This is a genomic window from Bacillus sp. FSL K6-1005 (assembly GCF_038000225.1).
Lineage (GTDB): Bacteria > Bacillota > Bacilli > Bacillales > Bacillaceae > Bacillus > Bacillus mojavensis.
In genome coordinates, this window is record NZ_JBBOBP010000001.1 from 1,495,209 (window position 1) to 1,509,485 (window position 14,277).

General features: G+C 42.8%; 11 protein-coding genes and 1 pseudogene. 7 read left to right on the forward strand and 5 right to left on the reverse strand.

Annotated features, from left to right (window positions below; genetic code table 11):
* Together NST16_RS07965 and NST16_RS07970 are read left to right on the forward strand one after the other, a co-directional pair.
* Positions 1-747, forward strand: coding sequence for an ABC transporter permease (locus NST16_RS07965; RefSeq protein WP_340885483.1), 747 nt, complete (start codon positions 1-3; stop codon positions 745-747).
* Positions 741-1,730 carry an ABC transporter permease gene (locus tag NST16_RS07970; protein WP_340885485.1) on the forward strand — a complete coding sequence of 330 codons (990 nt, stop codon included), beginning with the start codon at positions 741-743 and terminating at the stop codon, positions 1,728-1,730. The genes NST16_RS07965 and NST16_RS07970 overlap by 7 nt, the downstream gene beginning before the upstream one ends.
* A gap of 209 nt (positions 1,731-1,939) precedes the next feature.
* Here NST16_RS07970 and NST16_RS07975 read toward each other — a convergent pair whose 3' ends face one another.
* The 3 genes and pseudogenes from NST16_RS07975 to NST16_RS07985 all read right to left on the reverse strand — a co-directional run bounded on the left by NST16_RS07975 (position 1,940) and on the right by NST16_RS07985 (position 3,655).
* Positions 1,940-2,467, reverse strand: a complete 528-nt coding sequence (locus NST16_RS07975) for a GNAT family N-acetyltransferase (RefSeq protein ID WP_340885488.1) — start codon at positions 2,465-2,467, stop codon at positions 1,940-1,942.
* Between the two features lie 43 nt (positions 2,468-2,510).
* Positions 2,511-3,289 (reverse strand): annotated as a pseudogene (locus tag NST16_RS07980) (hypothetical protein).
* Positions 3,290-3,358: 69 nt separating this feature from the next.
* On the reverse strand, positions 3,359-3,655 hold the full coding sequence (locus NST16_RS07985) for a DUF948 domain-containing protein (protein ID WP_340885494.1): 297 nt from the start codon (positions 3,653-3,655) through the stop codon (positions 3,359-3,361).
* 153 nt (positions 3,656-3,808) lie between these two features.
* On the opposite strand from NST16_RS07985, the gene NST16_RS07990 reads away from it, so the two are divergent.
* Positions 3,809-4,525 carry a 3-ketoacyl-ACP reductase gene (locus NST16_RS07990; RefSeq protein ID WP_340885497.1) on the forward strand — a complete coding sequence of 239 codons (717 nt, stop codon included), beginning with the start codon at positions 3,809-3,811 and terminating at the stop codon, positions 4,523-4,525.
* Positions 4,526-4,555: 30 nt separating this feature from the next.
* On the opposite strand, the gene NST16_RS07995 is transcribed toward NST16_RS07990, so the two are convergent.
* Positions 4,556-5,773 (reverse strand): cytochrome P450, encoded by a 1,218-nt coding sequence (locus tag NST16_RS07995; protein ID WP_340885498.1) that lies wholly within the window; start codon positions 5,771-5,773, stop codon positions 4,556-4,558.
* Positions 5,774-6,074: 301 nt separating this feature from the next.
* On the opposite strand from NST16_RS07995, the gene rtp reads away from it, so the two are divergent.
* The 3 genes from rtp (at position 6,075) to proB (ending at position 8,599) form a co-directional block, all read left to right on the forward strand.
* Positions 6,075-6,443: a replication termination protein gene (gene rtp / locus NST16_RS08000; protein ID WP_010334473.1), complete on the forward strand. Its 369-nt coding sequence runs from the start codon at positions 6,075-6,077 to the stop codon at positions 6,441-6,443.
* A gap of 146 nt (positions 6,444-6,589) precedes the next feature.
* On the forward strand, positions 6,590-7,468 hold the full coding sequence (gene proC, locus NST16_RS08005) for a pyrroline-5-carboxylate reductase (protein WP_268447441.1): 879 nt from the start codon (positions 6,590-6,592) through the stop codon (positions 7,466-7,468).
* A gap of 15 nt (positions 7,469-7,483) precedes the next feature.
* Entirely contained in the window at positions 7,484-8,599 is a 1,116-nt protein-coding gene (gene proB / locus NST16_RS08010; RefSeq protein WP_340885503.1) for a glutamate 5-kinase, read from the forward strand.
* 54 nt (positions 8,600-8,653) lie between these two features.
* Here proB and gltC read toward each other — a convergent pair whose 3' ends face one another.
* The gene (gene gltC, locus NST16_RS08015) at positions 8,654-9,556 is read right to left on the reverse strand and encodes a glutamate biosynthesis transcriptional regulator GltC (RefSeq protein WP_024121635.1); all 903 of its coding nucleotides are present in this window, start codon (positions 9,554-9,556) and stop codon (positions 8,654-8,656) included.
* Positions 9,557-9,702: 146 nt separating this feature from the next.
* Between gltC and gltB the strand changes: the two genes are divergently transcribed.
* Positions 9,703-14,265: a glutamate synthase large subunit gene (gene gltB / locus NST16_RS08020; protein WP_340885508.1), complete on the forward strand. Its 4,563-nt coding sequence runs from the start codon at positions 9,703-9,705 to the stop codon at positions 14,263-14,265.
* Positions 14,266-14,277 lie beyond the last annotated feature (12 nt).

Genomic DNA, 14,277 nt, shown 5'->3' on the forward strand with positions numbered 1-14,277 from the left:
ATGAATTTAGTGAAAGTAATGTCATTTGATTTTAGGAATATTTTAAGGAATCCGGTTCTCATTTTAGCCAATACGATTTTTCCTTTCATTCTTATTCTGATCATGGGCTTTGTCACAAAAAATAGCTTTGGGGCAGGCCGTATCAGTTCCTACGATTATTACGGGGTGAATATGATGATTTTCTCAGCGGCTCTGATCGCGATGACCGCGTCCAACACATTTATGGAAGAAAAGGTGAAGAGAGGAAACATCCGCCTTGTATACGCACCCGTTTCAAAGACAAGTATTTATCTTTCAAAATTACTATCAACTTACATATTCAGTGTGATTTTGTACACCATGAATGTATGGACGGCTCAAACGATTTTTAAATTGAACTTTGGCGGTGAAGACCTTCCGTATATCTTGCTTTTACTGCATGTCTTTTTGTTCTTTGGCTGCTGTTTCGGCACCATGTTTTGCTGCATTTTCAAAAATGAAGAACGGGCGAATAGCATCATGCAAATTCCAGTTGCTTTTTTTGTTTTTTTAGGAGGCGTTTTTTTCGGGATTCATAGATTTGGAGATACCGTAAATGAAATTTCCGTATTTTCTCCGGTTAAATGGGTAGCGGAATGCTCATTTCGCCTCATTTATGATCATGATTTCAGTATTTTGCTGCCTGTGGTATCCATTCTTCTCTTGGCTTCAGTCGTTTGTATTGCCGTTTCCCATGTTGTTTTTAAGCCTGAGGGATATGTATGCTGAATCTATTCCGAAATAGGTGGGAACGAATACTGGCCAAGAAAGCCATTATTATCATTGCAGTGATCATCATTCCGCTGATGGTTGGAGCAGCCATTCTTTTTTCCGGTAAACCTGTCTTAAAAGAAACCATTGCATTTGTTACGGAGCAGGATGAGATGAAAAATCTCCCCAAAGATCCTGCCTTTCGAGTGGTTATGGTCCATCAAAAGCCGAGGTTTTCTGATCTTGTGTTAGGAAAATATGCAGCAGTTGTAGAAAAAAATCATCAAGACTATAAGGTAACCACTTTGAAAAGTAAAGCTGATGAAAAAATGATTCGGGAGCTTTTTGAGACTGGGAAAATGCCGATCAGCTATAAAGGAGAGGATAAAATAAGGACTGAAAGGGGGACAGGCACAAATATTTTAGGATTTATCGTGATGCTTGTTTTTATGCAAGGTGTCGCGCTCACTGCCTTGTATCCTGAAGATCGGATGCTTAAAACCTTCAGGCGGATTTTAGTGTCACCTGTAAACGAGAACAAATATCTGATTGTTCAATTTACCTTTACATTTTTATGTCTATATATACCAACCTATCTGGCCATTGTGATGACAACATTATTATTTCATGTGGATATTGGCTTTCGCTTGGACATTTTTGCTGAACTGCTGGCTGTTCTCGCAGTGCTTGCAGCGTCATTCGCTATTTTTATGTCTTCAGTTATGGATCGAAACTTAAGCTTGATGACGAGCGGAATCAGTGTGGTTACGTCTGTATTGTCAGGCTGCTTTATTTCTTTTACGCCTAATCTCCCCGTCTTAGATGTACTCTGTACCATTTTGCCGCAAAAAGCATTCATGACCTTTATCCATGGAATAGAAATGGGGCAGACAGTGCGGGAATTCAAATTTCAGCTTTTTTATATCTTTCTTTGGTCGGCATTATTTTATATCTTTGGAGGCTTTATTTCAAGAAGCAGGACAAAAAAAGGGATTTATTAATGGATGTCCCTAGATGTATAGAGCGCTATGAATCTTTTTTATATGACAAGGCTTCGTCTTCGTCAATGCCGTGATGATATGTAGTCTTTTTGATTGCCTCTGCTGTAAGTATTTTCAGCTATCATATTTTGGGAGGCAACCTTGAAGAGGGAAAGGCAGACGAGAGATAGGAAGAGCAGCAAGAGAATGTCTTATCATTCTCTTGCTTTTCATGATTTTATAATAGAATAAACATTTGTATCATAAGGCACACCGCTCTGGTACATATAGTGTCTTAATACGCCTGCTTTTTCAAATCCCATTTTTAGCAGCAAACGATTTGACGCTTTATTTTCCCTAAAAACAACTGCACCGATTCGCGTTAGTCCAAGGATGCCAAAGCCGTAAGACACAATTTCTAAAATGGCTTCTGACGCATAGCCGTTTCGCCAATTCGCCGGGCTGATTTCATAACCGATTTCTGCACGTTTATGCTTGGGAGCCAAAGCATGAAATCCAATCGTACCGATGAGTTCTTTGGTGTCTTTTCTTTCAATTCCCCACCGTATTCCTCGTTTTTCTTGATAATTGTCGGCAAACTGGTGAATCATTGTATTTGCCTGATCTATACTTTCAAAGGGATCAAGTCCGTAGTAGCGAGTGACGTCATGGTTTGAAAAACAAGAAAAAATGGCTTCCGCATCTTTCTCTGTCATCTCTCTTAGAATAAGCCTGTCGGTTTCTAATACAGGAAACACCAAATCCCTCCCTAATGATGTATGTAGGTTTATCATATCCCTTTTATTTCCTCTTTTCTATATGGAAAGCGAATTTGATGAAACAAAGGATCGAATTTGTTTTTCTAAATCCTCTTTGTTTTTCTTAAATTGTTTCATTCGATGACCGTTCGCGCCCGATGGGTGAGGGAAGCCATGAAGGCAGGTCAGCTGCCAGTTGCTGTTTTGCCTGATCAGTGTTTCACAGACTGTTTCGGCTGCTTTGCCTAGCGGGATAAGAAGAGCAGGGCCCGATAGCTTTTCAAGTTCAGCGGGGAAATACTTATATGCATAAGTGCTTAGCATAGATGAGCGGGGGATAACAGGACTATGTCCTGTATAGTTTTTCTGCTGAATGAAAACAGGGTATTTGATAACAGAAGTGGTGTGAAGCATATGGCGCAAGTCGCCGAAAAGCTGTGCGGCGCTTTGAATGCCTAAAACCTGCGGCAGTCCGCATTGATCCAGCATCGTTATCAGGTTATGTCTCATAGTTCCAGAAAGTCCTGCCGCTTTTTTGGTGTCTAAAGCCATCTGTTCTAGAGAACGGCCTTTGTGCAAGCTTTCGATGGCTGTTTCATAAGCTGTTTTCATTTGTGAAAAACCCGGCGTTATGCCTGAAATCACAATCGAAGCAGCTTGATTGATATATTCATTATGAGGTGAATAGTACATTTCAAGCGCGTTTTCTTGGTGTATGCGAAATGGGGAAGTGAGCAAATCCGTTTTCGAAAGCGGTCTTGATACCGGAAGAGTATGTAGTTTCTCTGCAAATGCTGCTAAACCGCTGCGGTTTTCAATCATGGGCTTAACCTCCCTAAAAATGATATCCCATTGTCCATTTTAAACGTAACAACGGGATATCATTCATATTTAACCTCTATTAGCATGCCACACCTCTTTAACTGCTTGAGGCGCTTCTTTCACTTCAGCAACAGTCTGCTGCAACGCGGTTTTTTTCATTTCAACATCGTATTGAATCATTTTTTGCTTTTGAGACAGCTGCTGTGCTTCCGTTTTTACCACTTCAACTTGTTTTTGCATCGATTGCGTAACTGCAGTGAGTTCCTTCATGGCGGGATCTATTTTTTTCTTGTTTTGAATCACATTTATCCCTAAGTAAATGATTGAAATGGCTATTACTGCAATACTGATATAAACGATAACCATATATATGTTCACCCCTTTTCTAATGTCATACCCTATTCCGCCTATTATAATCAGGTGAAATGTTATCTGCGCAGTTCATATGATTTGCGTATTGGTTTTCATGTGCTTATAATGTGTTATCGTACATATGTAAACAAAGAAAGGGTGCTTCAATTGCAAAGTTTACAAAATAAAACTGCTCTTATCACAGGCGGAGGCAGAGGAATTGGACGCGCTACAGCTCTTGCGCTTGCGAAAGAAGGCGCAAATATCGGTTTAATCGGACGCACTGCCGCTAATGTTGAGAAAGTCGCAGAAGAAGTAAAAGCACTTGGTGTGAAAGCTGCGTTTGCTGCTGCGGATGTAAAGGATGCAGCACAGGTTGATCAAGCTGTGGCTTCTATTAAAGAGGAGCTTGGCGAGATTGATATTCTTATTAACAATGCCGGAATCAGCAAATTTGGCGGATTCTTAGATCTATCGGCTGATGAGTGGGAAAATATTATTCAAGTGAACCTAATGGGTGTATACCATGTTACTCGTGCGGTGCTTCCTGAAATGATTGAACGCAAAGCTGGTGACATTATTAATATTTCTTCTACAGCCGGCCAAAGAGGAGCAGCTGTCACAAGCGCTTACAGCGCATCTAAATTTGCCGTTCTTGGGTTAACGGAATCTCTCATGCAAGAAGTGAGAAAGCATAATATCAGAGTCAGCGCGTTAACGCCGAGCACTGTCGCAAGTGATATGTCGATTGAACTGAACCTGACAGACGGTAATCCTGAAAAGGTTATGCAGCCTGAGGATCTTGCTGAATATATGGTGGCTCAATTGAAATTAGATCCGCGTATTTTCATTAAATCTGCAGGATTGTGGTCTACAAATCCGTAAAACGAAAGCCTGTCTAGTGACAGGCTTTTTTTATTTGAATTCAATCCGCACAGGTAAATGTTTAACGCCAAACACGAATGGACTTGGTATCGCTTCAAGTCTCTGTTCATCATCAGCTTTTTCAATATAAGCTGACATAGACAAGAGGGAGGAAAGAGCGATGTTTGCTTCGAGTCTGGCCAACGGTGCCCCGAGGCAAAAGTGAATTCCGAACCCAAAGCTGAGATGGGGATAGGAGGGGCGGTTAATGATAAAACGATCAGGTTCAGAAAATTTAGCTTCATCCCGATTGGCTGACGCGACCCAGCTGATAACGGAAGATCCTTTCTTTATCAATGCTCCGCCAAGCGCTATATCTTCTGCTGCAACTCGTCCGATGGCTTGAACAGGCGGATAATAGCGGAGCGTTTCTTCTATTACATTGGGGACATAGTCTGTATTTTGTCTTATCTGTTGTTGCATGGCTGTGTCTTCCGTGATATAGCGAACAGCATTCGCGATTAAGTTAGTAGTCGTTTCGTTTCCCGCGACAAGAAGAAGAATGCAAAAACCGAGCAGCTGCTCTTCTGTTAGATATTCTCCATCCACCTCTGACTGCAAAAGCATTGTAATCAAATCTTCTTTTGGCTGAGCTCGTCGTTTTAATAGAATGTCTCTAAAATAGTTGCTTAAGAATGCGTGGCCGTCCCGGCGTTTTTGAACCATGTCATCAACAGATTTGTCTGAACTGTCCTTCGCTCCGGACACGAGTACGTCGGAGTATGTTTTGATGATGTGCCGGTCTTCAATCGGTGCTCCAAGCATTTCAGCAATGATAATAACAGGAAGGGGGCCTGCTATATCATCTATCATATCGATTGTGTCTTTTTGCCGCACCTCCTGTAAGAGGAATGCTGTAACGTCTTTTATGCGGGTTTCGATTTGTTTCACTGCCTTTGGAGTAAACGATTTGTTGACGAGTGCGCGTAATTTGGTATGTTTCGGAGGGTCCATTGTTAAAATGCTTTCTGCCTGTATGCCGCGTTTAGATGAAAAAAGTTTGGGATTTTTCAGGATGAATTGAACGTCATCATATTTAAAAACATCCCAGCAATCACGCTGTTTGTCATAGCGGACAGGAGACAATTTCCGAAGCTTCTCATAAATCGGGAAGGGGAAAAGACGGTCTTTTTCGAATTGTAATTCTTTCATGGGGATTAAGTTGGCGTAACGTTCATCTTTGGCAGGACGAGCTGCTTGCTTTGTCATTTTATCATCTCCTTTATCCATACGTTATCAAAGGCTGTTTTTCAATTCAACGGACATATATTGAAGAAAATGTGAATCGAACAATAGTTTTAAATTGAAGATAATAGTGAAAACAAGTTATAATGAACAAAACAAACTGTGTACCAAATGTTCACTTTATCTTTTATTCTCTCTAGCCATATAAACATCAATCACAAAATAACTTGATTAACCAGATCATTAATAGAAAGCAGGAGAACAATAGGAAAAATTGAATATTTAGTACATAGTATTCTCAGTTTACAGAGAAGGGGTGCAGACGATGAAAGAAGAAAAAAGAAGTTCCACTGGATTTTTGGTCAAACAGCGTGCGTTTTTGAAACTTTATATGATTACCATGACTGAGCAGAAAAGACTCTACGGATTAAAGCTTCTGGAAGTGCTTCGATCAGAATTTAAAGAGATTGGTTTTAAACCAAACCATACAGAGGTTTACCGGTCTTTGCATGAGCTCCTTGATGATGGGATATTAAAACAAATCAAAGTAAAAAAAGAAGGGGCTAAACTTCAAGAAGTTGTCCTCTATCAATTTAAAGATTACGAGGCAGCCAAGCTGTATAAAAAACAGCTGAAAGTGGAGCTGGATCGCTGTAAAAAACTGATTGAAAAAGCACTGTCAGATAATTTTTAACATAGAAAAAACCCGGTATAGCCACGAGTATCGGGTGTTTTCTGTTTTTCATTATACATATTTGTCGAAATGAAACAATACAAATCAATAGTGACCTTCAAACTTGACATCATTTCCTCACGTGGTAACATTTTAAACGTGTGAAAATACGAACAAAAAAGCGAACAAAGGAGATGTTACCGATCTTTGATCAAAAAAAGGTAGCTTTTATTGGAGCCGGATCTATGGCGGAAGGAATGATATCAGGTATCGTTCGTGCCAAAAAAATCCCAAAACAAAACATCTGCGTTACAAACCGCAGCAATACGGAGCGATTAGCTGAGCTTGAACTTCAATATGGAATCAAAGGCGTGGCGCCGGATCACTTATGTATTGAAGACATGGATGTGCTCATTTTGGCGATGAAGCCAAAAGATGCTGAAAACGCTCTGTCATCATTAAAAACACGTATCCAACCCCATCAATTAATTTTGTCGGTGCTAGCCGGCATAACCACCTCTTATATTGAACAATCATTGCATAATCAACAGCCGGTTGTCAGAGTAATGCCTAACACATCAAGTATGATCGGCGCTTCTGCAACTGCCATCGCGCTTGGCAGGCATGTGACAGATGATTTAGAAAAACTGACGGCGGCTTTGCTCGGCTGTATGGGTGAAGTGTATACCATCCAGGAAAATCAAATGGACATTTTCACGGGAATTGCCGGCAGCGGCCCTGCTTATTTTTATTATTTAATGGAATTCATTGAAAAGACGGGCGAAGAAGCGGGACTCGATAAACAATTATCACGAAGCATCGGTGCACAGACACTCTTAGGTGCTGCAAAAATGCTGATGGAAACAGGAGAACAGCCTGAGGTGCTGAGAGACAATATCACCTCGCCAAATGGAACGACTGCTGCCGGATTGCAGGCTTTGAAGAAGAGCGGCGGCGGAGAAGCGATTTCTCAAGCCATTAAACATGCAGCTAAGCGTTCAAAGGAAATTAGCGATGATCTTGAAAAAACAGCGGCACCGCTATAAAACAGGAGTGATAAAGTGACGTCTGAAACAGAAATGAAAAGAGTTGTCGTGAAGATCGGCAGCAGTTCATTAACAAGTCTTCATGGGGAAATCAGCATTCGGAAACTGGAAGCTTTAGTAGACCAGGTTGCCAAACTAAAAGACGCCGGATATGAAGTAATCCTGGTTTCTTCCGGCGCAGTAGCTGCAGGATATCGCAAGCTCGGATTTCTTCAACGACCAGAAAATCTGCCTGAAAAACAAGCGTCTGCTTCAATCGGTCAGGGATTGCTGATGGAGGCTTATTCAAAGCTGTTTTTGGCGCACGGTTACGTGGCTTCCCAGATTTTAATTACGAGAAGTGACTTTTCTGATGAATACCGATATCACAATGTTCGGAACACAATGAATGTACTGCTTGAACGCGGTATTATCCCGATAATTAACGAAAATGACACAGTGACCGTCAATCGGCTTAAGTTTGGCGATAATGATACACTCGCGGCGAAAGTCGCCGGATTAATCGATGCAGACCTGCTTGTGATTTTATCGGATATCGACGGTTTATATGACGGCAATCCGCGAAATAATCCAAAAGCGAAAAGGGTGCAGTGGGTCAGTGAGATTACACCGGAAATTGAAGCGTGCGCAGGCGATACAGACAGCGAAGTCGGCACCGGGGGCATGAGATCCAAATTGGATGCGTTTAAAATTGTGATGGCATCTGGCATTAAAGGATTTCTTGGCCAGGCAGACGCCGCCGATATATTATATCAAGCTGTTCATGGAGAGGCGGAAGGCACCTATTTTGAAGCTGAGGGAACGCTTCCGTTGAATCAAAAAGAGCAGTGGATCGCTTTTAATTCCGGACCAGAAGGTGAAATTGTGTTATCAGATGACTGTTCCGGCCAAATAGCTGACGGTCAATCGAGTATATACCCAGATGGTGTAAGGGAGATTAAAGGAAAATTTAAAAGCGGCGCTGTTGTCCGCCTGACTGATTCTCATGGTGAAGACATCGGCCTCGGGATCGTCAATTATTCTTCCACGCAGCTTGAGACACCCGAAAAAAATAAAGGTATGAAAAACAAAGCTGTGATCGATCCGGAAGCGTTTGTATGCCATTTGGATTTATCTTTACCTGTATATTAAATAGGAGACATACACGAAAAAAACCCGAACTTCCGCACAGAAGCTCGGGTTTTTTTATTGATACTGTTCCAATTTCGAGAAAAACTGTATGACAAACTCATAAAAATCCTGCGCTGACGGTGCAAGCTCTCTGTTTTTCGGCTTAATTATTCCGACAGTCCGTTTAACTTGAGGAAACTCAATTGGAATTTTCACTGTAAATCGGGGTGTCGTTTCAGCAAAAGTGCTCTCCGGCAGGAGGGTGACACCCATACCTGCGGACACCAATCCTTTGATAGCGTCCAAATCCTCACCCTCCGTAGAGACAAGAGGGGCAAACCCGGCCTGTTTGCAAGAGTCAATCGCCATTTTTCTGAGCACAAACCCTTCCGGAAACAACACAAATTGATCGTTGCGCAAATCGATTAAATGCACCGTTTTTTGTTTGGCAAGCGGATGATTTAATGGTACAAGCGCGTAAATTTTTTCTGTGAATAGGATATTTCCTGCTATATCTGGAAAATTCGTCGGCACAGGGCCTAATAACGCTAAATCGATATCGCGGTTTCTGACAGCTTCAATCAGAAACTTATAAGAGCCTTGGCGCAGCAAAAACTCGACGTGCGGATATTCTTCTTTAAATGCCGAAACGACAGTCGGCAGAAGCTGACTGGCGAGGCTTGTAGGAAAACCAATTTTTACTGTTCCGCGATGCGGGTCAAGGTACTCATCAATTTGTTCTTTTGCATAATCGATGGCTTTCATCGCTGTTTTGACATGAATTAAAAATTCTTTTCCAATCGGAGTGAGTTTGATATTTCTCCCTTCACGCTCAAATAAAGTGACATTTAATTCTTCTTCAAGGTTTGCAATTTGTCTGCTGATGGCTGATTGGGCCACATGCAGATAATCAGCGGCTTCTGAAACGTGTTCTCGCTCAGCAACCTCCATAAAATAGCGCAGTTGGCGCAGCTCCATGTATGTTTCACATCCATCTATCTCATTTTGAGATTCTTTTGATCTAAATTATATATTGTTTATATCGTTTTGAAAACCTACAATAATATTAGAGTTGTTAGATTTTATGACCGGTATTATCGGAAACTGATCGGGGGAGAGGAATTATGACTTACAATCAAATGCCAAAAGCTCAAGGTCTCTACCGTCCTGAATTTGAACATGATGCGTGCGGAATCGGCCTATATGCGCACTTAAAAGGCAAGGCGACACATGACATCGTCAAACAGGGACTGCAGATGCTTTGCCAGCTCGACCACAGAGGAGGCCAAGGCAGTGATCCGGATACGGGAGACGGCGCCGGCTTACTGGTTCAAATCCCTGATGCTTTCTTTAAGAAAGAGTGCAAAGATATCAATCTGCCGGAAAAAGGACGTTACGGGGTAGGAATGGTCTTTTTCTCGCAGAAGGAAGATGAAAGAAAAAAAATCGAAAAGCAAATCAATGCACTGATTGAACAGGAAGGCCACGTAGTGCTTGGATGGAGAACTGTACCTGTAAATGTCGGAAAAATCGGAACAGTAGCACAAAAAAGCTGTCCTTTTGTCCGTCAAGTATTCATTGGCGCAAGTTCTGACCTGAAGGATGATTTGTCGTTTGAGCGAAAATTGTATGTCATTCGTAAACAGGCTGAAAACTGGGGAGTAACGGAAGGTCTAGATTTTTATTTTGCCAGTCTTTCAAGCCAAACTATTGTTTATAAAGGCCTTTTAACACCTGAACAGGTTGATGCGTTTTATTCCGATCTGCAAGATGAGGCATTCGTATCCGCTTTTGCACTAGTTCATTCACGCTTCAGCACAAATACCTTCCCTACATGGGAAAGGGCACACCCAAACCGCTATTTGGTTCACAATGGTGAGATTAACACCCTTCGAGGAAATATCAACTGGATGAGAGCACGTGAACAGCAATTTGTGTCTGAAAGCTTTGGTGAGGATCTCAATAAAATTCTTCCGATTCTGAATGCTGACGGCAGTGACTCTTCCATTTTGGATAACGCATTTGAGTTTTTCGTTATGGCGGGACGCAAGCCGGCACATACGGCGATGATGCTGATTCCTGAGCCATGGACAGAAAATACGCACATGTCTAAAGAAAAAAGAGCGTTCTACGAGTATCACAGTTCATTAATGGAGCCTTGGGACGGTCCGACTGCCATTTCATTTACTGACGGAAAACAAATCGGTGCAATCCTTGACCGTAATGGTTTACGTCCGGCTCGTTATTATGTGACAAAGGATGATTATATTATTTTCTCATCTGAAGTCGGCGTTATTGAAGTTGAACAGGAAAACGTCTTATATAAAAACCGCCTTGAACCAGGAAAAATGCTTTTAATTGACCTGGAAGAAGGCCGCATCATTTCTGATGAAGAAATAAAGACACAAATCGCAACTGAATATCCATACCAAAAATGGCTTGAGGAAGAGCTCGTGCAAGTGAATCCTGATCCGGAAACAAAAGAGGAAGAGCAGTTCGCGGATCTTCTTACGCGTCAGAAAGCGTTTGGATACACATATGAGGATATTCAAAAATATTTAATTCCTGTTATTAAAGAAGGAAAAGATCCTCTCGGCTCAATGGGGAACGATTCGCCGCTTGCTGTTTTGTCTGATCGACCGCAATCGCTGTTTAACTACTTTAAGCAGTTGTTTGCACAGGTTACCAACCCGCCGATTGACGCGATTCGCGAGCAGCTCGTGACTTCAACAATGACTTGGCTCGGAGCAGAAGGCGATCTCCTTCATCCAAATGAACGAAACGTTCGCCGAATTAAGCTGTATACACCCGTGTTATCAAATGAGCAGTTTTATGCACTGAAAACAATCGTCCATCCAGATTTAAGAAGCCAAAAAATTAATGTCCTGTTTTCAGAAGATCTTGAACGCGGGTTAAAAGACATGTTCACCCAAGCTGAGAAAGCAATCAGCCAAGGCGTAAGTCTTTTGATTCTGTCCGATAGAGCAATGAATGAGCAATTAACGCCAATTCCGCCGTTGTTAGCAGTCAGCGCACTGCACCAGCATTTAATCCGAAAAGGATTGCGCACGAAAGTCAGCATTATCGTTGAATCGGGAGAAGCACGAGAAGTTCATCACTTTGCAGCTCTAATCGGCTATGGTGCTGATGCTGTCAATCCTTATCTGGCATATGCAACCTACAAGCAGGAGATTGACGAAGGCCGTTTGGATATCAGCTATGAAGAAGCGGTCAGCAAATATGGAAAAAGCATTACCGAAGGTGTCGTAAAAGTGATGTCAAAGATGGGAATTTCTACTGTACAGAGCTACAGGGGCGCCCAAATCTTTGAAGCGGTGGGAATCAGCCATGACGTAATTGACCGTTATTTTACGGGAACAGCATCACAGCTCGGCGGCATTGACTTAAATACCATTGCAGAAGAGGCGCAGCGCCGCCACCAGGAAGCGTATCAAGATGATTACAGCAAAACGCTTGAACCGGGAAGTGACTTCCAATGGAGAAACGGCGGAGAGCATCACGCGTTTAACCCAAAAACGATTCATACCTTGCAGTGGGCGTGCCGCAGAAATGATTACAATCTGTTTAAACAGTATACGAAAGCGGCAGATGAAGAACGAATCGGATTCCTGCGAAACCTGTTCTCATTTGATGAAGACCGCAAGCCTCTAAAAGTGGAGGAAGTAGAATCTGCTGAATCGATTGTCAAACGTTTTAAAACAGGTGCGATGTCATTTGGATCATTAAGCAAGGAAGCCCACGAAGCATTAGCGATTGCGATGAACCGCTTGGGCGGAAAAAGCAACAGCGGGGAAGGCGGAGAAGATCCAAAGCGCTTTGTGCCGGATGAAAACGGCGATGACAGAAGAAGTGCGATCAAACAAATTGCATCCGGACGATTTGGTGTAAAAAGCCATTACTTAGTCAACGCCGATGAGCTGCAGATTAAAATGGCGCAAGGCGCAAAACCGGGAGAAGGCGGACAGCTGCCGGGCAATAAAGTGTATCCTTGGGTTGCCGATGTCCGCGGATCAACACCAGGGGTCGGATTGATTTCACCGCCTCCGCACCATGACATTTATTCAATCGAGGATTTAGCCCAGCTGATTCACGATTTGAAAAATTCGAACCGTGATGCAAGAATCAGCGTGAAGCTGGTCTCGAAAGCGGGTGTCGGAACAATTGCTGCAGGTGTTGCTAAAGCAACTGCAGATGTCATTGTGATCAGCGGTTATGACGGAGGTACAGGTGCTTCACCTAAAACAAGCATTAAACATACAGGGTTACCGTGGGAGCTGGGCCTTGCAGAAGCGCACCAAACCTTAATGCTGAACGGACTCCGTGATCGTGTTGTATTAGAAACAGACGGAAAGCTTATGACAGGCCGGGACGTCGTCATGGCCGCATTGCTCGGCGCCGAAGAATTCGGTTTCGCAACTGCTCCGTTAGTTGTTCTCGGATGTGTTATGATGCGCGCCTGCCATTTGGATACATGTCCTGTCGGGGTAGCGACTCAAAATCCTGAACTTCGCAAAAAGTTCATGGGAGATCCTGATCATATTGTGAACTACATGCTGTTTATTGCTGAAGAAGTCCGTGAATACATGGCTGCATTAGGTTTTAAAACGTTCGATGAAATGATCGGCCGCACTGACGCACTTAACGTGAGTGAGCGGGCAAAGGCGCATTGGAAAGCGAGCCAACTTGATTTGTCCACTCTTCTTTATCAGCCGGAAGGCGTACGGACATTCCAAACACCGCAAAACCATAAAATTGATCAATCGCTCGATATCACAACGATTCTTCCTGCTGTAAAAGATGCCATTGAATTTGGGAAAGAAGCTGATATTTCAGTCGAAATCAATAACACAAACCGTGTAGCAGGCACTGTAACAGGCAGTGAAATTTCGAAACGTTACGGTGAAGAAGGACTTCCGGAAGATACGATTAAGCTGCAATTCACAGGATCAGCCGGCCAAAGCTTTGGAGCGTTCGTTCCTAAAGGCATGACGCTTTATTTAGACGGAGATTCAAATGACTACGTCGGAAAAGGTCTGTCTGGCGGAAAAATCATTGTCAAATCACCGGAAGGATTCAACTCCGCATCACATGAAAATGTGATTATCGGCAACGTGGCATTCTATGGCGCGACGAGCGGAGAAGCATATATTAACGGCCGTGCAGGTGAACGCTTTGCCGTTCGGAACAGCGGTGTGAATGTTGTTGTTGAAGGCATCGGTGATCACGGCTGTGAATACATGACAGGCGGAAATGTTGTCGTACTGGGTGATGTCGGCAAAAACTTCGCGGCTGGTATGTCCGGCGGAATCGCGTATGTATTGGCCGAAGATGTAAAAGCATTTAAACGCAAATGCAACCTTGAAATGATTTTGTTTGAGTCATTAGAGGATGAAAAAGAAATTCAACAAGTTAAAGCAATGCTTGAAAAGCATGCTGCGTATACAAACAGCCAAAAAGCTGCAGACCTGCTTGAACAGTGGGAAGACAGTGTGAAAAAATTCATTAAAGTGATTCCGAAAAACTATAAACAAATGCTTGCGAGCATCGAAGAGCAAAAAGCTGCGGGCTTATCTGAGGAAGAAGCCGTTATGTACGCGTTTGAAGCCAATACGAAACCAAAGCAGAAAACAGCGCCGGTGGGACAAAAACAAGCGGTAGTGCAGTAAGGAAGGGGAGAG